This is a genomic window from Mesorhizobium sp. STM 4661, assembly GCF_000359125.1.
GTDB lineage: Bacteria > Pseudomonadota > Alphaproteobacteria > Rhizobiales > Rhizobiaceae > Mesorhizobium.
The window spans coordinates 68,734-90,333 of record NZ_CAAF010000078.1; the positions used below are offsets into that span (position 1 = coordinate 68,734).

Genomic DNA, 21,600 nt, shown 5'->3' on the forward strand with positions numbered 1-21,600 from the left:
TACACGTACGAGAAGAGGTTTCCTTTTTGCGGGGATCAATTATCCTCGCCCTTGTCCGCGACGTCTTGCCGTAGGGAGCGGCCCGCGCGGTTGAGGGAGCCATGAGCAGGAACGCGACATCGTTCGTCTCGCCGCCATCGGTCAAAACCCCCAGCCATTTGTCTTTTCCTGCATCGACAATTCTTGCCTGCGCAATGGCAACGCTGCCTTTGCTTCTGGCCGGCTGTCAGAAGCAGGAGGCGGCTGAGAAGAAATTGCCGGTCATGGTGCGCACCGAGACGGTGGCGATCGCCGACTATGCGCCAAGGACCTCGCTCACCGGCGTCATCGCGGCGCGCACGCTGAACAATCTGTCGTTCCGGGTCGGCGGCCGCGTCGCCGAACGGCTCGTCGACGTCGGCCAGCATGTCGATCAAGGCGCCGTGCTTGCCCGCATCGATCCGCAGGAACAGGAGTTTGACTTGCGCTCGGCGCAGGCCGATCTCGACGCCGCGCAGGCGCAATTGACCCAGGCCGCCGCCGCCTTCGAACGGCAGAAGACGCTGCTTGCCCGTGGCTACACCACCAGGCGCGACTATGATGCGGCCGAGCAGGCGTCGAAGGTGGCGCAAGGCAGCGTCAATGCCACCCAAAGCGCGCTCGCCAATGCAAAAGAGAACCTCTCCTTCACCGAACTCAAGGCGGGTGCCGCAGGCGTGATCACCGTGCGCCAGGTCGAAGCCGGGCAGGTGGTGCAGGCAGCGCAGACCGTATTCACCCTTGCCGAGGACGGCGACCGCGACGCGGTCTTCAATGTGCAGGAGACGCTGGTCGCCAAGGCACCGGCAGCACCAGCGGTGACGATCACGCTGTTGTCGGACCCGCAGGTCAAGGCGATGGGCAAGGTGCGCGAAATCTCGCCCGCGGTCGATCCCGCTTCGGGTTCGATTCGGGTCAAGGTCGCCATTCCCGACACGCCCGCGGGCATGGCGCTGGGCGCGGCCGTCATCGGCTCGGTCAGCGCCCAGCCGTCGAAAGCCGTCATCCTGCCATGGCAGGCATTGACTTCGAGCGACGGCAAGCCGGCAGTCTGGGTCGTCGATCAAGCGACCAAGGCGGTGGCAACGATGCCAGTGGAGGTGCTTGCCTTCGGATCCGGCACGGTCGTCATCAACAAGGGACTTGAGGCAGGCCAAACCGTCGTTACCGCCGGCGGCCAATTGCTCAGCCCCGGGCAGACCGTCGAGATAGCGGGGGCGGAGCAATGAGCCGGCTGGCACGCATCCCTGCCCCGCTTGTCCCTGTCCTGTTTGGGCTCGTGCTCGCCGCCTGCTCGCAATCGGAAGAGAAGCCGCCCGAGATCATCAGGCCGGTGCTGTCGGTGGTGGTCGAGCCACGCACCACCGAGACCTTTGGCTTCGCCGGATCGGTCGAACCGCAATTCAGCGCCGACCTTGCCTTCCGCCTGCTTGGCCGGGTCGTCGCCCGCGATGTCAAGGTCGGCGATATCGTCACCAAGGGTACGACGATCGCTACACTCGATCCGACTGCACTGGAGCTTGCCGTGCAGGCGACGAAGGCGGAACTTTCCAACGCGCAGGCGCAATTCGCCAATGCCGCCGCCAGCGAGGATCGCCAGCGCCAGTTGCTTGCCTCCGCAAACACCTCTCAGGCTGTCTTCGATGCCGCCCGGCAAGCCAGGCAGGCCGCCGCGGCCGGTGTCGAGCGGGCCAATGCGGCACTTGCCAAATCGCGGGAGCAGCTTGGCTATACAAGGCTGTTCTCGGACTTCGATGGCGTGGTCACCGCCGTCGGCGCCGAGGTCGGCCAGACAGTCTCGCCCGGTCAGACCGTCGTCACCGTGGCGCGCTCGGATCCGCGCGAGGCGGTGGTCGACATTCCCGACCAGCTGACCGGCGACCTTGCCTTCGGCACGCCGTTCCAGGTAATCCTGCAATCGCTGCCGACAATCCAGACCCAGGCCACGCTGCGCGAGATCGCCCCACAGGCCGAAGGCTCGACCCGCACCCGCCGCGTGCGGCTGACGCTCGTCGATCCGCCGCAGGCATTCCGGCTCGGCTCGACGGTGACGGCGTCGCGCATGACAAAAGTCGCGCCGACGATCGAGCTGCCGCTGTCGGCGCTGCTCGAGAAGAATGGTGGCGACAAGGTCTGGATCGTCGATGCGCGGATGTCGAGCGTCAGCACCCGCGACATCAAGGTCGCCGCCAGGGGCGCTGCCACATTCACCGTCGCCGAAGGCCTCGAAGCAGGGATGCGCGTCGTCACCGCCGGCGTCCACAGCCTGGTGGAGGGCCAGAAGGTCAGGATACCCGAAGGAGGGGCCATATGAAGGGCTTCAACCTCTCCGACTGGGCGCTCGGCCATCGCTCGCTGGTCTGGTACTTCATGCTGGTCTTCGTCGTGGCCGGCGTCCTTGCCTATCTCAATCTAGGCCGCGAGGAAGATCCCGCCTTCACCATCAAGACCATGGTCATCCAGGCCAACTGGCCCGGCGCTTCGGTCAACGAGACGGTGCGGCAAGTGACCGACCGCATCGAGAAGAAGCTCGAGGAGCTGGATAGCCTCGATTTCACCCGTTCGGTCACCACCGCCGGCAAGACCGTCATCTTCGTCAACCTGAAGCCGACCACCAAGGCACGCGATGTCGTGCCGACCTGGATTCAGGTGCGCAATATGGTCAACGACATCTGGGCCCAGTTTCCGCAAGGCGTACAGGGGCCGTTCTTCAACGACCGTTTCGGCGATGTCTACGGCAATGTCTACGCCTTCACCGCCGACGGGCTGACGCCGCGCCAGCTGCGCGACTATGTCGAGGATGCCAGGACCAAGATCCTGACCGTGCCGAATGCCGGCAAGGTCGACCTGGTCGGCGCCCAGGACGAAGCGATCTACCTCGAATTCTCGAGCCGCCAGATCGCGGCGCTCGGCCTCAACCAGCAGGCCATCGTTGCCAGCCTGCAGGCCCAGAACGCCATCACGCCGTCTGGCGTCATCGAGTCCGGACCCGAGCGCGTCAGTGTGCGTGTCGGCGGCCAGTTCACCTCCGAGGAAAGCCTTCGCGCCATCAATCTGCGCGTCAACGACCGCTTCTTCCGGCTGAGCGATGTGGCGACGATTTCTCGCGGCTATGCCGACCCGCCGACGGCGTTGTTCCGCTTCAACGGGCAGGATGCCATCGGGCTTGCCATCGGCATGAAACCCAATGCCAATCTTCTCCAGTTCGGCGAGGCCCTGCACGAGGAGATGACCAAGGTACTGGCCGAGCTGCCGGTCGGCGTCGGCGTGCATCTGGTCGCCGACCAGCCGGTGATCGTGGAGGAGGCCGTCTCGGGCTTCACCCGCGCGCTGTTCGAGGCGGTCGCCATCGTGCTGGCCGTCTCCTTCATCAGCCTCGGCATGCGTGCCGGCTTCGTCGTGGCGCTGACGATCCCGCTGGTGCTGGCCATCACCTTCACGGTCATGGCCTATCTCGGCATCTCGCTGCAGCGCATTTCGCTGGGTGCGCTGATCATCGCGCTCGGCCTGCTCGTCGACGATGCGATGATCGCCGTCGAGATGATGGTGGCGCGGCTGGAGGTCGGCGACAATCTGCGCAAGGCGGCGACCTATGTCTACACCTCGACCGCCTTTCCGATGCTGACCGGAACGCTGGTCACGGTCGCCGGCTTCATCCCGATCGGCCTCAACAACAGCGCCGCCGGCGAATACACTTTTACCCTGTTCGTCGTCATCGCCGTGTCGCTGCTGGTGTCATGGATCGTGGCGGTGCTGTTCGCGCCGTTGCTCGGCGTCACCATCCTGCCGGCGACGATGAAGCAAAAGCATCACGACAAGCCCGGCCGCTTCACGACCCTGTTCAGGCGCGTCCTCCTCAGCTCGGTGCGTCATCACTGGCTTACCATTATCGCCACCGTGCTGCTCTTTGTCGGTGCGCTAGCCGGGATGAGCCTTGTCCAACAGCAGTTCTTTCCGCCTTCGGATCGTCCGGAACTGATCGTCGACTGGAACCTGCCGCAGAACAGCTCGATCACCGAGACCCGGGATCAGATAGAGCGTTTCGAGCAGCGGGCGCTGGCCGGCAATCCCGATATCGACCACTTCAGTTCCTATATCGGTCAGGGTGCGGTGCGTTTTGTGCTCACCTTCGATGTGCAGCCGGCCAATCCTTATTTCGGCCAGACCGTCATCGTCACCAAGAGCATCGAGGCGCGCAACCGGGTCAAGCCGGTGCTCGAAAAGCTGCTGCGCGAGGAGTTCGTCGGCACCGACGCCTTCGTCAAACCGCTCGAACTCGGGCCGCCGGTCGGGCGGCCGGTGCAATACCGTGTCGGCGGTCCGGACATCCAGAAGGTGCGGGAGCTGGCGCAGGAGTTCGCCGGCATGATTTCGGCCAATCCGAAGCTTGCCGCGCCCACCTTCGACTGGAACGAGCCGGCGCGGGCGCTGAGGGTCGACGTGTTGCAGGACAAGGCGCGCCAACTGGGCATCACCTCGTCCGATATAGCAAACGCGCTGAACAGCACAGTCGGCGGCGCCACCATCACCCAGGTGCGCGACGCCACCTATCTGATCAACGTCGTCGCCCGCTCGCGCGAGGCCGATCGTGGTTCGATCGGGACGCTGCAGAACATGCAGCTGCCGACCGGCACCGGCGAAGCGATCCCGCTCGCGGCGGTGGCGAACTTCCGCTACGAGCTCGAACAGCCGACGGTGTGGCGCCGCGACCGCATCCCGACGATCACCGTGCGCGCCGGTCTGGTCGGCGACGTGCTGCCGGCCACCGTGGTCAACGAGCTGAAGCCGTCGGTCGATGCCTTCATCGCCAAGCTGCCGCCGGGCTATTCGATCGCCACCGCCGGTTCGGTCGAGGAAAGCGCCAACAGCCAGGGGCCGATCGCCGCCGTGGTGCCGCTGATGCTGTTCGTCATGGCGACCATCCTGATGGTGCAGCTGCAGAGCTTCCAGCGCCTGTTCCTGGTCGTCGCGGTCGCCCCGCTCGGCCTGATCGGCGTGGTGGCGGCACTGGTGCCGAGCGGCGCGCCGCTCGGCTTCGTCGCCATCCTCGGCGTGCTGGCGCTGATCGGCATCCTGATCCGCAACTCGGTCATCCTGATCGTGCAGATCGAGGATCTCGTGCGCGAGGGCAAGGATCGCTGGGTGGCCGTCATCGAGGCGACCGAGCATCGCATGCGACCGATCGCGCTGACGGCGGCCGCCGCCAGCCTGGCGCTGATCCCGATCGCGCGCGAAGTGTTCTGGGGGCCGATGGCCTACGCCATGATGGGCGGCATCATCGCCGGCACGGCGATCACGCTGCTGTTCCTGCCGGCGCTCTATGTGGCGTGGTTTCGGATCAAGGAGCCGAAGCAGGGGCAGGAGAGCGAGGCCGTCATGGAAGGTAGTGCGGTCTAAAAAGAAACTTAGGCCGAGATCCTTCACACCCCCCTCTGGCCTGCCGGCCATCTCCCCCGCAAGGGGGGAGATTGAGCGCTCCGCCGCTTTCGCCAATCGCCATCGTTGCTGCAGGAGTGAGCGGAGCGCCGAAGCTGCCGATCTCCCCCCTTGCGGGGGAGATGTCCGGCAGGACAGAGGGGGGTGGGCGGGAACGCAACGTAAGCGACAGAAATTACGCCCTCACAAACCCGTCACTGGCCCTGAGCAGATTGCGCGTATAGTCCTTGGTCACGTGGCGCTGGACGAGATCGTCCGCGGTCAGGTTCTCGACCGCCTCGCCGTTCTGCATCACCATCAGCCGCTCGCACATATGGGTGATGATGGCGAGGTCGTGGCTGACCATCAGGAAGGTCAGCTTGCGCCGCCGCCGGACCTCTTCCAGAAGGTTGAGCACTTCCGCCTGCACGGAAGCGTCGAGCGCGGAGGTCGGCTCGTCGAGCAGCAGGATCGACGGCTCCAGGATGAGTGCGCGGGCGATCGCCACGCGCTGGCGCTGGCCGCCCGACAATTGATGCGCGTAGCGGAAGCGAAAGCCTGTTCCCAGGCCGACCTCGTCCAGCGCGCGTATGATGCGTTTCTCACCATCGGCAAAGCCGTGGATGGCGAGCGGCTCCTGCAGCAGGCGGTCGACGGTCTGGCGCGGATGCAGCGAGCCGTAGGGGTCCTGGAAGACCATCTGCACCTCGCGATAGAACGCCTTGTCGCGGCGTACGCCGAGTTTCTTGCCATTGACGGTGATGGTGCCCGAGGCGGCCGGCGCGAGGCCGGCGATGGCTCTCAGCAGCGTCGATTTGCCGGAGCCGGATTCGCCGACCAGGCCGAAGGACTCGCCTGACTGCACCTCGAGGCTGACACCCTTCAGCGCGCGAAAGCGATCGAAGATCACTTCCAGCCTGTCGATGGAAAGTGCTGATGTCATGCCGCCCACTCCGGCTTGCGGTCGAGCACCGGCAGCGGGTGGCGATCGGTGCCGATCTTGGGCATGCAGTTGAGCAGGCCGCGCGTGTAGGGATGCTGGGCGCGGCCGAGTTCCGAGGCCTTGAGCTGCTCGACCACCTTGCCGGCATACATGACGATGACCCGATCGCAGAAGGAGGAGACCAGGCGCAAATCGTGCGAGATGAAGATCAGCCCCATGCCGCGCTCGCTGACCAGCCGGTCGAGAATGCCAAGCACGTCGAGCTGGACGGTGACGTCGAGCGCCGAGGTCGGCTCGTCGGCGATCATCATCTCGGGACCGGCGATCAGCATCATGGCGATCATGGCGCGCTGGCCCATGCCGCCCGAAACTTCATGCGGATGCAGGTCGAAGACGCGCGAGGGATCGCGGATCTGCACCGCCTCCAGCATGGCGAACGCGCGGTCGCGGGCCTCTGCCCTGGAGACCCTCTCATGCGTGCGCAGCGTCTCGACGATCTGGCGGCCAATGCTCATCACCGGGTCGAGCGAATATTTCGGATCCTGCAAGATCATGGCGATGCGTTTTCCCCGCAGCGCTCGGCGGTCACGCGGCGACGCGGCAAGCAGGTCGATGCCGTCGAAAGCGAGCGTCCTGGCCGTCACTTCCGCCTGCGGTGGCGTCAGGCCCATGATGGCACGGCCGGTCTGCGACTTGCCGGAACCACTCTCGCCGACAATGCCCAGCCGCTCGCGGCCGAGCGAAAAGGAGACGCCGCGCACCGCCTCGATCAGTCCGGTGCGGGTCGGGAAAGTGACGCGCAGGTTTTCGACGTCGAGAAGCGCGCTCATTGGTCGCCGCTCCGGGGATCGAGCGCGTCGCGCAGGCCGTCGCCGAGCAGGTTGAAGCCGAGGCTGACGATGAGGATGGCGAAGCCCGGCGCGCCGGCGACCCACCATTGATCGAGCACGAAGCGGCGGCCGGACGCGATCATCGTGCCCCATTCAGGCAGCGGCGGCTGCGCGCCAAGGCCAAGGAAGCCGAGGCCGGCGGCGGTGAGGATGATGCCGGCCATGTCGAGCGTCACCCTGACGATGAGCGAGGAGATGCAGAGCGGCATGATGTGGCGAAGCACGATGCGGAACGGCGAGGCGCCCATCAATTGCACCGCCTTGATGTAATCGGAGTTGCGCACGGTCAGCGTCTCGGCGCGGGCGATGCGAGCATAGGGCGGCCAGGAGGTGATGGCGATGGCGAGCACCGCATTTTCGATGCCGGGGCCAAGGGCGGCGACGAAGGCCAGAGCCAGGATCAGCTTCGGGAAGGCGAGGAAGATGTCGGTGATGCGCATCAGGATCGCATCGGTCCAGCCGCCGGCGTAACCGGCGACGGTGCCGACCAGCAGGCCGATGGGTGCTGCGATGATGGCGACAAGTGTGACAACGTAGAGCGTCCAGCGCGAACCATAGATGATGCGCGAGTAGATATCACGGCCGAGATCGTCGGTGCCGAACCAGTGCGCGGCACTTGGCGCCAGCAGGCGCGAATTCTTCAGGTCGCCGATAGTCGGCGAATAGGGCGCCAGCAAATCGGCGAAAGCCGCGACCACCAGCAGCGCGAGGATGATGAGCAGGCCGACAAACGCCAGCCGGTTGGCGGAAAAGCGCCGCCAGGCCACATAGGCGCGGCCGAGCCTTGCCTGCATGCGCGAGGCCGGCCGTTCGCTGAGCAGCCAGTCGCGGCGGCTCTGGACGACTTCCGCGCTCATCCGGCCTTGGTCCTTGGATCGAGCACGCGGTAGAGCAGGTCGGAGAACAGGTTGATAGCGATGAAGACCGTGCCGATGACGATGGTGCCGCCGAGCACGGCGTTCATGTCGGCGTTCTGCAGCGAATTGGTGATGTAGAGGCCGATGCCCGGCCAGGAAAACACGGTCTCGGTCAGCACCGACCCTTCTAGCAGTCCGGCATAGGACAGCGCAATAACCGTGACCATCGGCACCGCGGCGTTGCGCAGCGCATGGGCCCAGATGATGCGTGTTTCCGACAGGCCCTTGGCGCGCGCCGCGACGATGTATTCCTGGGCAAGCTCGTTCAGCATGAACGAGCGCGTCATGCGGCTGATATAGGCGAGCGAGAAATAGCCGAGCAGCGAGGCCGGCAGGATGATGTGGCGAAAGGCATCGCGGAACACATCCCACTGCCCCTGCAATGCCGCGTCCAGAAGGTAGAAGCCGGTGATCGGCGTGAAGGTGTATTCGTAGACGACATCGAGGCGGCCGGGAAAAGCGACCCATCGCAGCCTGGCGTAGAACAGGACAAGCGCCAGCAGGCCCAGCCAGAAGATCGGCACGGAATAGCCGATCAGGCCGATGATGCGCACGATCTGGTCGATGAGGCTGCCGCGCCGGACCGCGGCCAGCACGCCGAGCGGCACGCCGATGACCGAACCGATCAGCGTGCCCAGAGTCGCCAGTTCGATCGTTGCCGGAAAGGCGCGGCGTATGTCGGTCATCACCGGATTGGTGGTCAGCACCGAGGTGCCGAAATTGCCGCTCAGGGCGTTTTTCACATAAATATAGAACTGCTCGACCAGCGGCAGGTCGAGCCCCATCTCGCGGCGCGTGCGCTCGACGACATTGGCCGGCGCCCGGTCGCCGAGCACCGCCAGCACCGGGTCGATCGGAATGACGCGGCCAATGAAGAAGGTCACCGCGAGAAGGCCGAGATAGGTGGTCACCGCGATGACCAGGAAGCGACTGATCGACGATAGAATAGCGACGGCTCGGGCACCGCCGCGTTCCGCCGTCGCCTGGTTTTCAGCCACGCTCATGCGGCGCGTCCGCCGGTATCACTCCTTGGAGACCGGGCCGACGAAGTTGGTGTCGAAGCTCGGGCCGAGCGCAAAGCCCTTGAGGTTCTTGCGCAGGCCGGCCACTTCCAGCTGCTGATGGATGACGACGAAGGGACTGGTGTCGAGGATCTTCTTTTCAAGATCCTGATACATTGCGGCGCGCTTGGCCGAATCCTTCTCGAGCAGGGCCGCTTCCGTCTCCTTGGTCAATTCTGGAATGTCCCAGGCGTTGCGCCAGGCCAGGGTTTTGGACTTGCCTTCATCCGAATTGTCGGGGTTGCTGGCAAAGGTCTGGGCATTGGAATTCGGATCGAAATAGTCCTGCCCCCACTGGCCGATATAGATGTCGTGATTGCGGGCGCGGTATTTGGTCAGCGTCTGCTTGCCGTCGCCGGGAATGATCTCCAGCTTGATGCCGGCCTGTCCCAGTGTCTGCTGGATCGATTCCGCCATGCCGGTCACCGGCTGGATGCTGCGAACATCCATGGTGACACTGAAGCCGTCGGCCAAGCCGGCCTTGGCGAGCAGTTCCTTGGCCTTGGCGACATCGAGTTTGAACGGATTCTCGTCCAGCTCGCCGAGCACGCCCTTGGGCAGGAAGGTCTGGTGGATCTCGCCGATGCCCTTGAGGATGGTCGAACCCAAAGCGTCATAGTCGACAAGGTATTTGAACGCCTGGCGAACCTCGGGCTTGGCAAGGTTCGGGTTCTTCTGATTGAGGCTGATATAATAGACCGTGCCCTTCGGCGCGCTGGTGGTCGTGAGATCGGCGTTCTTGGCGATGGCGTCGAGGTCGTTCGGCTCGAGATTGCGGGCAACGTCGATGTCGCCGGCCTCCAGCGCCAGGCGCTGGCCCGAGCTTTCCTTCATGTTGCGATAGATGACGCGGGCAAGCTTGGCCTTTTCGCCGAAATAGTTGTCATTGCGTTCCATCACGACGGCCTCGTTGGCGCGCCATTCGCGCAGCTTGTAGGCGCCGGAGCCGGCATAGCCGGTCTTCAGCCAGGCATTGCCGAAATCATTGTCCCATTTGTAGTCGGCGCTCGGCGTCACCGCCGCGACATGTTCCTTGACCAGCTTGGCATCGACGACCGAGGCGACGGTTGCCGACAGGCAGTTCAGGACGAAGCTCGGCGCATAGGCCTTGTCGACGGTGAACTGGAAGGTGGCGTCATCGACGGCCTTGGCTTTTTCGGCGACATTGTCGCCGCTGATGCCGAACTGCCCGATGATGAAGGCCGGGCTCTTGTCCAGCTTGATGGCGCGCTCGAAGGAATAGGCGACATCGGCTGCCGTGATCGGATTGCCCGAAGCGAACTTCAGGCCGGGCTTGAGCTTGAATGTGTAGACCAGGCCGTCGTCGGAAACGGTCCAGCTTTCGGCGAGATCGCCCTTGACCTTGGAGGTGTCGCTGAGGTCGAGGCGGACCAGAAGATCATAGGTATTGCCGGTGACCTCGGCGGTCGACAGCTCGAACGCCTCGCCCGGATCCATGGAGATGATGTCGTCGATCGCGAAGCCTTCGACCAGCGTATCGGCGGGCGTCACGGCAAGGGCGGGCGCGACAGCCAGAAGCAGCGCGGACATGGCCGCGCCGGCGAGCAAGGTACGGGAGCGAAGAGCAAACTTTTCCATCATCATGGTGATTGTTCCCTGTTTTGTTGACCTGAGTTCCCGGCTCAGGGCTGAAGCGTTCTCGTGCCGGCCGAACGATGGCCCCGGACCTGTTGTCGTGGCAATTTTTGTCCAGTTGGTCCACACCATATCCGCCGACCGTAAAGCCGGCAACGAGCATTTTGCAACCCGGCCGCGGCGGCCAAAGCGGCTGCGGCGGGCGACTGGGATTACCCATCAACGGCCATCATCGAACAAGAAACGCGCTGTTCTTCCAGCTACTTAAGCGTCGCGACCAGATCGGCGTCGGGAAAACAGGTGGCTGCCTGGCCGTTCTTCGCCTGCCATTTGCCGATCGACCGGCGCGTCTTGAACCCGGGCAGGCCGTCGGCGCTGCCGACATCGTAACCCTTGGCTTCGAGTGCCCGCTGCAGGGCGGCGATATCGGACCTGTGCAAACCGCCGACCGCGCCCCAACTGCCGGAAAAATTGCTGTCGCCATTGGCGATGCGGTCGGCGCCATGGCCGATGAACAGCGCATAGAGGTCGCTGGTGTTGTATTCCTTCAGCACGTAGAAATTCGGCGTGACGATGAAGGCCGGGCCGCTGCGGCCGGCCGGCATCAAAAGAAATCCTTCCTTCTTCAACTCGCTCGCCGGAAACGCCTTGCCACCAACGCGCTTGATGCCCATCGCGACCCATTCGGAAATCCTCTTGCCCTGGTCCGGGCCTTCGAGCGAGCAGGAAACGCTCTCAGGCACCGTCACCTCAAAGCCCCAGCCACGGCCCTTCACCCAGCCGTAATGCACGAGATAGTTGGCGATCGAGGCCAGCGTGTCGGGTACCGAATTCCAGATGTCGGCGCGGCCGTCACCGTCGAAATCGACGGCATGTTTGAGGAACGAGGTCGGCATGAATTGCGGCTGGCCGAGCGCGCCCGCCCAGGACGATTTCATTGCGCCGACCGGCGCCAGCCCGCGCTGGACGATTTCGAGTGCGGCCAGCAGCTCGGTGCGGAAGAACTCTTTCCTTGTCGACATGAACGCCTTGGTCCCCAGCACTTCGAAGGCGTCGTAGGGCATCTTCGCCGCGCCGAAGCCGGTCTCGCGGCCCCAGATCGCCAGCAGCACCTCTCCCGGCACGCCGTAACGCTTCTCGATCGCGGCAAGCGTCCTGGCATTGGCCGCCTCGCGCGTCCGTCCGCCGGCGGTGACGGCGCGAACGGTCTTTTCGGCGAAATAGGCGCCGGGCGAACCGAATTCCGCCTGATGCTGCTTTTGCGGCGTCGTCGCCTTCTTTCCCGGCATCACCAGATCGGGCAGCTCGAGGTTCGGTTTGACGTCATCGAAGGCGGCATCGAAGGTCTTTTCGGAGATGTCCTTGGCCTTGGCTTCCGGCCAGAGGTCGTTTTGCAGCCAGGCGCGGAACTGGTCGTCGATCTTGGCGGCGGAAGCGGGGGCGGCGAGGATCAGGCCAATCAACGCCGATAGAAAAATCGCAGCCAATCTACGTGGTTCGCGTTCTGTCGCGCCCCCCTCTGTCCTGCCGGACATCTCCCCCTCAAGGGGGGAGATCGGCAACTCCGATCTTGTCGCCAATCTTGCAACATTGAAGATTTGCGAAAGCAGGAATGACAGCCAATCTCCCCCCTTGAGGGGGAGATGTCCGGCAGGACAGAGGGGGGCGCGAAGGAATGCAGTCATCTCAGGAGCATCCTTCCACCAACCGCCTCAAAACGCCGTGCGCGCGCGCAGTGCCGCGGCCAGCGTGCCCTCGTCGAGATAGTCGAGCTCACCGCCGACCGGCACGCCATGCGCCAGCCGTGTCACCTTGACCTCGAAGCCGGAGATCTGATCGGTGAGGTAATGCGCGGTGGTCTGGCCCTCGACCGTGGCGTTGACGGCGAGAATGACCTCCTTCACCTCGCCACCGGCGACACGGTCGACCAGCGAGCGGATGTTGAGCTGCTCGGGGCCGATGCCGTCGAGCGGCGACAGCGTGCCGCCGAGTACATGGTAGCGCGCATTCATGGCGGCCGCCCGCTCCAGCGCCCACAGGTCGGAGACGTCCTCGACGACGATGAGCGTGCCGGCATCGCGGCGCGGATCGGTGCAGATCATGCAAGGGTCCGACGTATCGACATTGCCGCAGGTCGAGCAGATGCGCACCTTGTCGACCGCCTCGCTCATGGCGGCGGCGAGCGGCGACAGCAGCTGTTCCTTCTTCTTGATGAGATGGAGCGCTGCGCGCCTGGCCGAACGGGGACCGAGCCCCGGCACCTTGGCCAGGAGCTGGATCAGGCGTTCGATCTCGGGACCGGCGATTCGCTTGGACATCGCATCGGTTTAGGATTTTTCCGCGCACTTTGGAACACTACAACCGCGTGTCCCAATCAACGCCAAGGACACTGCTGCCAAGGCGATAGCAAGAACCTTTGGCCGTCAGTTCTCGTCCAGCGGACGGGTCTGGCCGGCGATCATCGCACCGATGGCGTCGGTATTCTCAGGCGTCGATTCAAACGCCATTGTCGGCTCGGCCGGTGCCGCCAGGGATGCGGTGACAGGTTGCGCCGCGGCAGTGCCGCCGAAACGGGCCGCGGCCGGTTCCTGCATCGGCTCTTGCATTGCCACAATGGTCCCATTCTCGGGCGTTCCATTCTCGGGGGCCGCCTTCGCGGAGTTTGCCTTTGCGGGCTTTGCCGGCAGCGATGCGGCTGCGGTCACATAGGTTGCCTGGGCGGGGGTTGCCTGGGCGGGGGTTGCCTGGGCGGGGGCTGCCTGGTCCGGGGTCGCCCTGACGGACGTTGCCTTGGCCGTCCTTGCCGGCGCGGCCGAGGCGACGAGCGTGACCGGAACGGCGGGTGCCGGCGCTTGCGGCGCCACCTGGGCGACAGCGACCATCGGCTCGTCGGGCAGCGGCTGCCAGTTCCGTCCACGCTTCTCATAGAAGGCGTTGCCGCCGGCAACCATGGTGTAGTGCATGTTCTTGTAAGGAAAGCGCAGGCCGGCGGTGTGGAAGAACATCGTGTTCTTCAGCTTGGCCTTGCGCTCGCCCTTGAGCACGGCCTGGGCCGCTTCCTCGACATCGGGCATCGCCTTCGAATTCATCGGCCGCGTCATCACGCCCGGCGCGAACTGCCCGCGCTCGCCGACCACCTGGCAGATGGTGTTGCCGTGCTTGCCGGAGCGCAGCCGATTCATAACCACCGTGCCGACGGCAATCATGCCGTCGCGGCTCGACCGGTTGGATTCGAAGAACATCGCGCGCTCAAGGCACTCCCTGTCCTTCGGCGTATAGCCATAGGCCCGGGCATTGAGGAAGCTCGGCGTGATCGCATCGGTCAGGTTGGACATGCCGTGCGAAGTGGTCTGGCTGCAACCGGCCAAGAACAGCGGGGAGGTGACGACGCCGAGCAACAACGGCATCTTCCATGGGGTAGAAATCAAAAGTATCCCCTCGTTTCTGCTGCCAGCCCGCCCCTGGTTGCGGCAAGAATGAGACACTTTCAGGCAAAAAGATGGCTAAAGCGTTATTAAGTGGAAAGTGGCAGAATAGACACACACGGTAGGAGGCAGGTCTAACTGGCTGACCACGCGAGGCGTTGCCCGGGTTCGGCCTCTTCGAACGCCTCCGAAAACAGCCCGCGTTGCAGGAACAGCAGCCGCGCATCCCTTGCCTTCGGCGCAATCCGCCGCGGCCAGCTGCTCTCGACGAACTCGGCCTTGGTGAAGTCAGGGGTTGCCGCGCAGGCAGCTTCCAGAAAATCGGCGATTTCCAGCACGATCGCGCGTTCGTCCCTCGAAAGCGCCGACGTGCCGGATTCGACCGATGGGCGGTGGACGAAATCCTCGAAGAGATTGAGATAGCCGCTGATCCCGACCAGATCCACGCCGTTGTCGCAATCGGCCAGGATTTCCAGGATCTCATAGATCCGGTTTCGGACGCGCTGCTCTATCAGCCTGGCTGATGGCTCTTCGGTCATGGTGGCCGCTGGCATGGCCGGATCCCGATCCTAGAACGGCAGCTTCATTCCCGGGGGTATCGGCAAATCGGCCGTCAGCGCCCTGGTCTTCTCCTGCATGACCTGCTCGACCTTGTTCTTGGCGTCATTGTGAGCGGCGAGCAGCAGATCCTCCAGGATCTCGACCTCGTCCTCCTTGAACAGCGACGGGTCGATCTTCAGCGACTTCATCTCGAACTTGCCGGTCAGCGTCACGCTGACCAGGCCGCCGCCGGCCTGGCCGGTGGCTTCCAGCGTGGCGATTTCATCCTGCATGGCCTGGAACTTGGCCTGCATTTCCTTCGCCTTGCCCATCAGGCCGAGAAGATCTTTCATGGTCCGATCCTTTGCAGCTTCACACTGGTTGTCAGGTTTCGTCGTCGTCCGCCGCCGGCTCGACCGGCATTTCGGCCTCGACCGCATCGGCTTCCGGCGCGTCGGGAATGCGCACGTCGATGATCTTGGCGCCGGGGAACCGCGCGAGGATGGCGGCGACGGTCGGGTCGCTCTTGGCATCGAGAAAGGCATTTTCGCGCCTGGTCGATTCCATCTCGGCCAGCGTCTGGCCGCCTTCTTCCTTCGACAGCGACACCAGCCAGTTGCGGCCAGTCCAGGCGCGCAGCTTGGCGGTCAGATCGTTGAGCAGCATCTTCGGCGCGTCGGCGGTCAGGCTGACGTCGATGCGGCCGGGCTCGATGCGCACCAGGCGCACGCAGCGCTTCACCAGCACCTTGAAGGCCATGTCGCGATTGGCGTCGGCAAGGGCGACGATGTCGGCCAGCGATTTCACCGGCACCGGCGGGGTCTCGACGACCGGCTCGGGCGGCGCAACAAAGGCAACCGGCATCGGTTCGGGCTCGACCAGCCGCATCGTCTGCGCGCCGCCGGTCGCCGGCATCCGTGTCTGCGCCACGGTGCTGGCGCCGCCGCCATTACCAGAACTGACTGGGCCAGAACTTGCTGGACCAGAACTTGCCGGACCAGGGCTTACCGGGCCGGAGCTTGCCGGCGTCCCGCTCGAACGCTGCGCGCCGTTCGGGACAGACGCCGCGCCCTCCAACGACTTCAGCGCCTCGTCCAGTGTCGGCAGGTCGGCGGCATGCGCCAGCCGGATCAGCACCATTTCGGCGGCGCTGACCGGCCGGTTGGAAGACTGCACCTCGGGAATGCCTTTCAACAGCATCTGCCATGTCCTGGACAGCACCCTGACCGACAGCGCCCTGGCGAAATCGGCGCCGCGCTGGCGCTCGTCCTCGGACAGCGAGGCGTCGTCGAGGGCTGTCGGCACGAAACGCAGACGGGTGACGAGGTGATTGAACTCGGCAAGGTCGGTCAGCACCGCGGCCGGATCGGCGCCGGTGTCGTATTGGTTGCGGAATTCGGCCAAGGCGGCGGCCACATCGCCCTTCATCACATGTTCGAACAGGTCGACGATGCGGGCGCGGTCGGCGAGCCCCAGCATGGCGCGCACCGCTTCGGCGTCGACCGTGCCGCCGCCATGAGCGATCGCCTGGTCAAGAATGGACAGCGAATCGCGCGCCGAACCTTCGGCCGCGCGGGCGATCATCGCCAGCGCCTCGTCATCGACGGCAATGCCCTCCTTGCCGGCGATCGCCGAGAGATGCGCAACCAGCGCGCCGGCGCCGATGCGGCGCAAATCGAAGCGCTGGCAGCGCGACAGCACCGTGATCGGCACTTTGCGGATCTCAGTGGTGGCGAAGATGAATTTGACGTGCGGCGGCGGCTCTTCCAGCGTCTTCAGCAGGCCGTTGAAGGCCTGGGTGGAGAGCATGTGCACTTCATCGATGATGTAGACCTTGTAGCGCGCGGAAACCGGCGCATAGCGCACGCGTTCGATGATGTCGCGGATGTCGTCGATGCCGGTGTGGGAGGCGGCGTCCATCTCGATGACGTCGACATGGCGGCCTTCCATGATCGCCTGGCAATGCTCGCCCGGCACGGAAAGGTCGACTGATGGCTGGTCGATCTCGGCCGTCCTGTAGTTGAGCGCCCGCGCCAGGATGCGCGCCGTCGTCGTCTTGCCGACACCGCGCACGCCGGTCAGCATCCAGGCCTGGGCGATGCGGCCGGTGGCAAAGGCGTTGGTCAGCGTGCGGACCATCGGCTCCTGGCCGATCAGTTCGGAGAAATTCGCGGGACGGTATTTGCGCGCCAGAACGCGATAGGCGACGGCCCCGCCTTGAATCGCTTGGTCGGTTCCCGAATTTCCGGCTTCGCTCATTCGCCCGTAAAGCTCCAAAGGCCACGTCTGGAAGGCGGCCGATTCCTGCCCATAGTTTCGCCCGCAGGGCTTGGCACCGTCAATGTCGCGGCAGAAAGGCGAAGAGGCGGGAGGCTGGAACAATGACCCGTTCCGGGCTCGTTAGGGCTGCTTCCTTCCGGACCTGACCCGGTTGGCGAGTGGATCGTCCACCACCAACCTCCCGCTTTCCATATCGGCAATTCGGCGATGAAATGCAAGGGCGCACGAGAACCGCCGCGCAAATGGCCAATGATTCGCTTGCAGGCCTCTTGCGGCCCCTTGGCAGCCGCTCTAGCGTTCATCAGTTTGATAAGAACACTACAAGGTGAGGGAAACGCCAATGCTGCCGGGCCTCAAGGCCGGATTCACGCTGGATGCCCGCCTGGAGGCAGACAGCGAGCAGCTTATGTGGCTCGGGCTGTGCGAGTTGCGGGTGATGAACGACCGGCGCTGGCCGTGGCTGCTGCTGGTGCCGCAGCGGCCGGGCGCGGAGGAAATCCACGAAATGACGCCGCTCGACCAGGCGATGCTGACTTTCGAGACCAATATGGTGGCGCAGGCGCTGAAGCGCGTGACCGGCTGCACCAAGATCAACACGGGCGCGCTCGGTAACATCGTGCGCCAATTGCATGTCCATGTCATCGCCCGCTCGGAAGGCGACCCCGGCTGGCCAGGCCCGGTGTGGGGGCATGGCATGCGCGAGCCCTACCAGCGCTCGGAGATTCGCCGGTTTGCCGAAACGATCAAGGCAGCGTTATAAGCCTGTCTGGTGTCCACCCTTGAGTTTTCCAGAGTCTCCCATGAGCTTCCGCCTGTTTGACGCGCCCTTGTGCGAGCCGAGCCAATTTGTCGGCTTCGCCGGCAACACGATTGACCGGCAATCCGAAAACCGCGCCGACGATTCCGTCGAAAGGGCGCTCGCCGACCCCTCGACAAAGCTTTTGCTGATGCTTGGCGGGCGGCTTTATCTGAAGCTTGGCGATGGCGGCTTCGACCCCTGGTTCGGCGCCGAGGAGAGCCAGCCGCTCCAGGCGTCGCTCGACCGTGGCGTGCTGCTCGGTTTTTCCGAACGTGGCCCGGTGCTTGCCGTGCCCGCCGGTATCGAACCCGAACAATTGCCGGAGACTATCAAGGCCATCGACTACCGCTCGGTTTACATGCAGGGACTGATCGACGAAGCGGCGGCCGGCGCGCTGGCGCAAGGGGCCGCGCTGCTCGCCTGGCATGCGAGCCATCGTTTCTGCAGCAAATGCGGCACCGAGTCCGGGATGCGGGCCGGCGGCTACAAACGGCTTTGCCCGGCCTGCGGCACCGAACATTTTCCGCGCACCGACCCGGTGGCGATCATGCTGACGGCGACGCCGGAAAAATGCCTGCTCGGCCGCGGCCGGCATTTCGCGCCGGGCATGTATTCGGCACTTGCCGGGTTCATCGAGCCGGGCGAGACGATCGAAGCGGCGGTGCGGCGCGAAACGCTGGAGGAGGCCGGCATCAGGCTTGGCCGCGTGGTCTACCACGCCAGCCAACCCTGGCCGTTCCCCTATTCGCTGATGATCGGCTGCTTCGGCGAGCCGCTCAACGACGACATCCAGGCCGACCTCAACGAGCTGGAAGACTGCCGCTGGTTTTATCGTGACGAGGTGCGTTCGATGCTCGCCAAGGAGCATCCCGGCAATCTGTTCACACCGCCGAAGGGGGCGATTGCCTATAACCTCATCCGCGCCTGGGCGGACAGCGCGTAACGCAAGAACATCGCAGGGAGAAAAGACATGATCCGTCACACCGTCGTGTTCACGCTGAAGCACCCGCCGCACTCGATCGAGGAAAAACGGTTCCTCGCCGACGCCAAGAGAATCCTGACTGGGATAAAGGGCGTGACGCATTTCGAGCAGTTGCGGCAGGTCAGCCCCAAGAACGACTATCGCTTCGGCTTCTCGATGGAGTTCGCCGACCAGCGGGCCTATACCGGCTACAACGACCATCCCGACCATGTCGCCTTCGTCCGCGACCGCTGGATTCCGGAGGTCGAGGCCTTCATGGAGATCGACTACGTGCCGCTGGGCCTGCTCTAATTTTGCTTTGCCGCGCCCAGCGGATGGGCCGAGGGCGCGCGGGTTACGCGCCCGTCAGTCCGCCACCTTCCATTGCTCGCGCGATTGGCTGGCGGGATAGACGCCCAGGATCCGCATTTCGCGCGAGAAGAAGCGTAGCTCGTCGAGCGCCAGCTTCACCAGCGGATCGTCGGGATGGCCCTCGATGTCGGCATAGAACAGCGTCGCCGTGAAGGCGCCGAGCTGATAGCTCTCCAGCTTGGTCATGTTGATGCCGTTGGTGGCGAAGCCGCCCATCGCCTTGTATAGCGCGGCCGGCACGTTGCGGACACGGAAAATGAATGTCGTCATCATCTTGGTGTCGGCCGATGGGCGTTCGGCCCATTGCCTGTTCCTGGTCAGCACGACGAAGCGGGTGACGTTGCTGTCGGTGTCCTCGACATTCTCCTCCACGATGTCGAGCCCGTAGAGCGTCGAGGCCAGCGCCGGTGCAAGCGCCGCCATGGTGCGGTCCTTCAATTCGCCGACCAGCTTTGCGGCGCCCGCCGTGTCGCCGGCGACGATCGCCTTCCAGCCATTCTTGCGGATGTATTTGCGGCATTGGCCGAGCGCATGGATATGGCTGTGCACGGTCTTGATCTCGTCGCGCCTGACGCCCGGCAGCACCATCAGCTGGAAATGGATCGGCAGGAAATATTCGCCGACAATGTGCAGCTTCGATTCCGGCAAAAGATGATGAATGTCGGCGACGCGGCCGGCAATGGTGTTCTCGATCGGGATCATGGCGAGGTCGGCCTTGCCGGTCTCGACCGCATTGAACGCATCCTCGAAGGTCGGGCACGGCAACGGCTCCATATCAGGGAACATGTTGCGGCTGGCGGTGTCGGAATTGGCGCCCGGCTCGCCCTGGAAGGATATTCTGTTGGTCTTTTCAGGCATGCCAAATGTCTCAGGTTGACCAGATATCTGGGGTTGATCAAATATCTGGGGTTGAAAGGATGGTTCTGGCGCGATCGAGGTCTTCCGGCGTGTCGACGCCGAGCGGCAGCGACTGCACGATCTCGGCGTCGATGCGCATGCCGGCCTCAAGCGCGCGCAATTGCTCCAGCTTCTCGCGCCGTTCCAGCGGCGACGGCTTCAGCGCGACGAAGCGCTCGAGTGCCGAGCGGCGGTAGGCATAGAGGCCGATGTGGTGATAGAGCGGCCCCTCGCCCCAGGGTGCGGTGGCGCGGGTGAAGTAGAGCGCCCGCAGCCGCGTCCCGGACAGCGGCGAACCGACGATCTTGACGACATTGGGATTGGTTTTTTCCTCGTCGCGGGCGATCTCGACGCCGAGCGTGGCGATGTCCACCGCCGGATCATCGAAAGGCTTCAGCGCGGCCTTGATCGTGTCGGGATCGATCGTCGGCAGGTCGCCCTGCACATTGACGATGGTTTCGACCTTGCGCCTGGGGTCGAGCGTGGTCAGCGCCTCGAAGATGCGGTCGGAGCCCGATTCGTGGTCCGTTCGCGTCATGACAGCCTCGAAACCGTGCAGGCGCACCGCTTCCGCCACGCTCTTCGTATCGGTGGCGACCACCACCCGGCCAAGCCCGGCATCGGCGGCGCGGCGGGCGACATGGACGATCATCGGAGCGCCGGCAATGTCGGCCAGCGGCTTGCCCGGCAGGCGGGTCGAGGCCATGCGGGCCGGGATGAGGATCAGCGTGGACATGACGACGACGAGCGTTCGAAAAGAGGATGGGAAAAGTGGCAAAAGGTCTCACTGGAAGCGCCCTTATAGGTGTTGCAACGCCGGAGCAAAAGACCTAGTTTCCGCCCGATTTGACCGGCTCCGAGGGCTGGGTCACGATACCGACGGACGGAGTGGACGGATCGGTCCGCCGGAAAAGGGAGCCTGGGGCGTATGGACTCTTTCGAAATCAACAAGTTGATCGGCGGGCTGCTCGGAACCGTGTTCGTCGTCTTCTCGGTCGGCATTGTGTCCGACGCGCTGTTCGCCTCGCCCGCGCCGGAAAAGCCCGGCTTCATGATCGAGGCCACCGAGCCCGCCGAAGGCGGTCCGGCCGCTCCCGCGGCGGAGGCCAAGCCGATCGCCGACCTGCTCGCCACCGCCAATGCCGAGGCGGGTGCGGCCGTGTTCAAGAAATGCCAGGCCTGCCATTCCGGCGAAAAGGGCGGCCCGAACAAGGTCGGCCCCGATCTCTGGGACGTCGTCGATCGTCCGGTGGCCTCTCACGAGGGCTTCGCCTATTCGGCCGGCATGAAGGAATATTCCAAGGGCGGCACGGAGAAGTGGACCTACGAGAATCTCGACCGCTTCATCACCTCGCCCAAGAAGGACGTAAAAGGCACGGCGATGGGTTTTGCCGGCCTGCCGAAGGAAGAGGACCGCGCCAACGTCATCGCCTATCTGCGCACGCTGTCGGACAATCCGAAGCCGCTGCCGGCGCCCGGCGCCTCG

The 21,600-nt window shown here is 64.4% G+C and carries 20 protein-coding genes and 1 other RNA gene; 7 read left to right on the forward strand and 14 right to left on the reverse strand.

What is annotated here, in order from left to right:
* The first annotated feature begins 194 nt into the window (after nt 1-194).
* From MESS4_RS26690 to MESS4_RS26700, 3 genes are read left to right on the forward strand one after another with little or no spacing between them, the layout of a single operon-like run.
* Nucleotides 195-1,247, forward strand: coding sequence for an efflux RND transporter periplasmic adaptor subunit (locus tag MESS4_RS26690; RefSeq protein ID WP_006338021.1), 1,053 nt, complete (start codon nt 195-197; stop codon nt 1,245-1,247).
* Complete coding sequence (locus MESS4_RS26695; RefSeq protein WP_006338023.1) at nt 1,244-2,332, forward strand: efflux RND transporter periplasmic adaptor subunit; 1,089 nt, start codon at nt 1,244-1,246, stop codon at nt 2,330-2,332. Before MESS4_RS26690 ends, MESS4_RS26695 begins: the two co-directional genes overlap by 4 nt.
* Nucleotides 2,329-5,415: an efflux RND transporter permease subunit gene (locus MESS4_RS26700; RefSeq protein ID WP_006338027.1), complete on the forward strand. Its 3,087-nt coding sequence runs from the start codon at nt 2,329-2,331 to the stop codon at nt 5,413-5,415. The genes MESS4_RS26695 and MESS4_RS26700 overlap by 4 nt, the downstream gene beginning before the upstream one ends.
* Before the next feature lie 214 nt (nt 5,416-5,629).
* Here the strand turns inward: MESS4_RS26700 and MESS4_RS26705 are convergent, their stop codons facing one another.
* The 12 genes from MESS4_RS26705 to ffs all read right to left on the reverse strand — a co-directional run bounded on the left by MESS4_RS26705 (nt 5,630) and on the right by ffs (nt 17,267).
* Nucleotides 5,630-6,376 carry an ABC transporter ATP-binding protein gene (locus MESS4_RS26705; RefSeq protein WP_006338034.1) on the reverse strand — a complete coding sequence of 249 codons (747 nt, stop codon included), beginning with the start codon at nt 6,374-6,376 and terminating at the stop codon, nt 5,630-5,632.
* The gene (locus MESS4_RS26710; protein ID WP_006338035.1) at nt 6,373-7,206 is read right to left on the reverse strand and encodes an ABC transporter ATP-binding protein; all 834 of its coding nucleotides are present in this window, start codon (nt 7,204-7,206) and stop codon (nt 6,373-6,375) included. Before MESS4_RS26710 ends, MESS4_RS26705 begins: the two co-directional genes overlap by 4 nt.
* A complete protein-coding gene (gene nikC / locus MESS4_RS26715) occupies nt 7,203-8,123 on the reverse strand; it encodes a nickel transporter permease (RefSeq protein WP_006338036.1) in 921 nt (306 codons plus the stop codon). Before nikC ends, MESS4_RS26710 begins: the two co-directional genes overlap by 4 nt.
* Nucleotides 8,120-9,187, reverse strand: coding sequence for an ABC transporter permease (locus tag MESS4_RS26720; RefSeq protein WP_006338037.1), 1,068 nt, complete (start codon nt 9,185-9,187; stop codon nt 8,120-8,122). Before MESS4_RS26720 ends, nikC begins: the two co-directional genes overlap by 4 nt.
* Nucleotides 9,188-9,205: 18 nt before the next feature.
* Nucleotides 9,206-10,849: an ABC transporter substrate-binding protein gene (locus tag MESS4_RS26725; RefSeq protein ID WP_006338038.1), complete on the reverse strand. Its 1,644-nt coding sequence runs from the start codon at nt 10,847-10,849 to the stop codon at nt 9,206-9,208.
* 251 nt (nt 10,850-11,100) lie between these two features.
* Nucleotides 11,101-12,375 carry a lytic murein transglycosylase gene (locus MESS4_RS26730; RefSeq protein ID WP_036242255.1) on the reverse strand — a complete coding sequence of 425 codons (1,275 nt, stop codon included), beginning with the start codon at nt 12,373-12,375 and terminating at the stop codon, nt 11,101-11,103.
* Nucleotides 12,376-12,552: 177 nt separating this feature from the next.
* Nucleotides 12,553-13,158: a recombination mediator RecR gene (gene recR / locus MESS4_RS26735; protein ID WP_006338041.1), complete on the reverse strand. Its 606-nt coding sequence runs from the start codon at nt 13,156-13,158 to the stop codon at nt 12,553-12,555.
* Between the two features lie 105 nt (nt 13,159-13,263).
* The gene (locus MESS4_RS26740; RefSeq protein ID WP_036242258.1) at nt 13,264-14,268 is read right to left on the reverse strand and encodes a cell wall hydrolase; all 1,005 of its coding nucleotides are present in this window, start codon (nt 14,266-14,268) and stop codon (nt 13,264-13,266) included.
* A gap of 131 nt (nt 14,269-14,399) precedes the next feature.
* Nucleotides 14,400-14,819 carry a hypothetical protein gene (locus MESS4_RS26745; RefSeq protein WP_006338043.1) on the reverse strand — a complete coding sequence of 140 codons (420 nt, stop codon included), beginning with the start codon at nt 14,817-14,819 and terminating at the stop codon, nt 14,400-14,402.
* A gap of 15 nt (nt 14,820-14,834) precedes the next feature.
* A complete protein-coding gene (locus MESS4_RS26750) occupies nt 14,835-15,158 on the reverse strand; it encodes a YbaB/EbfC family nucleoid-associated protein (protein WP_006338044.1) in 324 nt (107 codons plus the stop codon).
* A 31-nt stretch (nt 15,159-15,189) separates the two neighbouring features.
* On the reverse strand, nt 15,190-17,064 hold the full coding sequence (locus MESS4_RS26755) for a DNA polymerase III subunit gamma/tau (protein WP_006338045.1): 1,875 nt from the start codon (nt 17,062-17,064) through the stop codon (nt 15,190-15,192).
* Nucleotides 17,065-17,170: 106 nt separating this feature from the next.
* Nucleotides 17,171-17,267: signal recognition particle sRNA small type (gene ffs, locus MESS4_RS32825), an RNA gene on the reverse strand.
* A gap of 158 nt (nt 17,268-17,425) precedes the next feature.
* On the opposite strand from ffs, the gene MESS4_RS26760 reads away from it, so the two are divergent.
* Genes MESS4_RS26760 through MESS4_RS26770 form a run of 3 tightly spaced genes read left to right on the forward strand, consistent with a single transcriptional unit; the run spans nt 17,426 to nt 19,157 of the window.
* On the forward strand, nt 17,426-17,845 hold the full coding sequence (locus MESS4_RS26760) for an HIT family protein (protein ID WP_006338046.1): 420 nt from the start codon (nt 17,426-17,428) through the stop codon (nt 17,843-17,845).
* A gap of 40 nt (nt 17,846-17,885) precedes the next feature.
* Nucleotides 17,886-18,827 carry an NAD(+) diphosphatase gene (gene nudC, locus MESS4_RS26765; RefSeq protein ID WP_006338047.1) on the forward strand — a complete coding sequence of 314 codons (942 nt, stop codon included), beginning with the start codon at nt 17,886-17,888 and terminating at the stop codon, nt 18,825-18,827.
* 27 nt (nt 18,828-18,854) lie between these two features.
* A complete protein-coding gene (locus MESS4_RS26770) occupies nt 18,855-19,157 on the forward strand; it encodes a Dabb family protein (protein ID WP_006338048.1) in 303 nt (100 codons plus the stop codon).
* A gap of 54 nt (nt 19,158-19,211) precedes the next feature.
* Here the strand turns inward: MESS4_RS26770 and MESS4_RS26775 are convergent, their stop codons facing one another.
* Together MESS4_RS26775 and MESS4_RS26780 are read right to left on the reverse strand one after the other, a co-directional pair.
* The gene (locus MESS4_RS26775) at nt 19,212-20,075 is read right to left on the reverse strand and encodes a prephenate dehydratase (protein ID WP_006338049.1); all 864 of its coding nucleotides are present in this window, start codon (nt 20,073-20,075) and stop codon (nt 19,212-19,214) included.
* A 37-nt stretch (nt 20,076-20,112) separates the two neighbouring features.
* Nucleotides 20,113-20,850: a 3-deoxy-manno-octulosonate cytidylyltransferase gene (locus MESS4_RS26780; RefSeq protein WP_006338054.1), complete on the reverse strand. Its 738-nt coding sequence runs from the start codon at nt 20,848-20,850 to the stop codon at nt 20,113-20,115.
* 192 nt (nt 20,851-21,042) lie between these two features.
* Between MESS4_RS26780 and MESS4_RS26785 the strand changes: the two genes are divergently transcribed.
* Nucleotides 21,043-21,600, forward strand: a 558-nt coding sequence (locus MESS4_RS26785; protein WP_036242262.1) for a cytochrome c family protein, incomplete at its 3' end; no start/stop codon positions are given.

What these genes read in the sequence shown, in the direction of transcription:
- MESS4_RS26690 (WP_006338021.1), top strand. Translation starts at nt 195, where the DNA reads ATGGCAACGCTGCCTTTGCTTCTGGCCGGCTGTCAGAAGCAGGAGGCG.
- MESS4_RS26695 (WP_006338023.1), top strand. Translation starts at nt 1,244, where the DNA reads ATGAGCCGGCTGGCACGCATCCCTGCCCCGCTTGTCCCTGTCCTGTTT.
- MESS4_RS26700 (WP_006338027.1), top strand. Translation starts at nt 2,329, where the DNA reads ATGAAGGGCTTCAACCTCTCCGACTGGGCGCTCGGCCATCGCTCGCTG.
- MESS4_RS26705 (WP_006338034.1), bottom strand. Translation starts at nt 6,376, where the DNA reads ATGACATCAGCACTTTCCATCGACAGGCTGGAAGTGATCTTCGATCGC.
- MESS4_RS26710 (WP_006338035.1), bottom strand. Translation starts at nt 7,206, where the DNA reads ATGAGCGCGCTTCTCGACGTCGAAAACCTGCGCGTCACTTTCCCGACC.
- nikC (WP_006338036.1), bottom strand. Translation starts at nt 8,123, where the DNA reads ATGAGCGCGGAAGTCGTCCAGAGCCGCCGCGACTGGCTGCTCAGCGAA.
- MESS4_RS26720 (WP_006338037.1), bottom strand. Translation starts at nt 9,187, where the DNA reads ATGAGCGTGGCTGAAAACCAGGCGACGGCGGAACGCGGCGGTGCCCGA.
- MESS4_RS26725 (WP_006338038.1), bottom strand. Translation starts at nt 10,849, where the DNA reads ATGATGATGGAAAAGTTTGCTCTTCGCTCCCGTACCTTGCTCGCCGGC.
- MESS4_RS26730 (WP_036242255.1), bottom strand. Translation starts at nt 12,375, where the DNA reads ATGTCCGGCAGGACAGAGGGGGGCGCGACAGAACGCGAACCACGTAGA.
- recR (WP_006338041.1), bottom strand. Translation starts at nt 13,158, where the DNA reads ATGTCCAAGCGAATCGCCGGTCCCGAGATCGAACGCCTGATCCAGCTC.
- MESS4_RS26745 (WP_006338043.1), bottom strand. Translation starts at nt 14,819, where the DNA reads ATGCCAGCGGCCACCATGACCGAAGAGCCATCAGCCAGGCTGATAGAG.
- MESS4_RS26750 (WP_006338044.1), bottom strand. Translation starts at nt 15,158, where the DNA reads ATGAAAGATCTTCTCGGCCTGATGGGCAAGGCGAAGGAAATGCAGGCC.
- MESS4_RS26755 (WP_006338045.1), bottom strand. Translation starts at nt 17,064, where the DNA reads ATGAGCGAAGCCGGAAATTCGGGAACCGACCAAGCGATTCAAGGCGGG.
- MESS4_RS26760 (WP_006338046.1), top strand. Translation starts at nt 17,426, where the DNA reads ATGCTGCCGGGCCTCAAGGCCGGATTCACGCTGGATGCCCGCCTGGAG.
- nudC (WP_006338047.1), top strand. Translation starts at nt 17,886, where the DNA reads ATGAGCTTCCGCCTGTTTGACGCGCCCTTGTGCGAGCCGAGCCAATTT.
- MESS4_RS26770 (WP_006338048.1), top strand. Translation starts at nt 18,855, where the DNA reads ATGATCCGTCACACCGTCGTGTTCACGCTGAAGCACCCGCCGCACTCG.
- MESS4_RS26775 (WP_006338049.1), bottom strand. Translation starts at nt 20,075, where the DNA reads ATGCCTGAAAAGACCAACAGAATATCCTTCCAGGGCGAGCCGGGCGCC.
- MESS4_RS26780 (WP_006338054.1), bottom strand. Translation starts at nt 20,850, where the DNA reads ATGTCCACGCTGATCCTCATCCCGGCCCGCATGGCCTCGACCCGCCTG.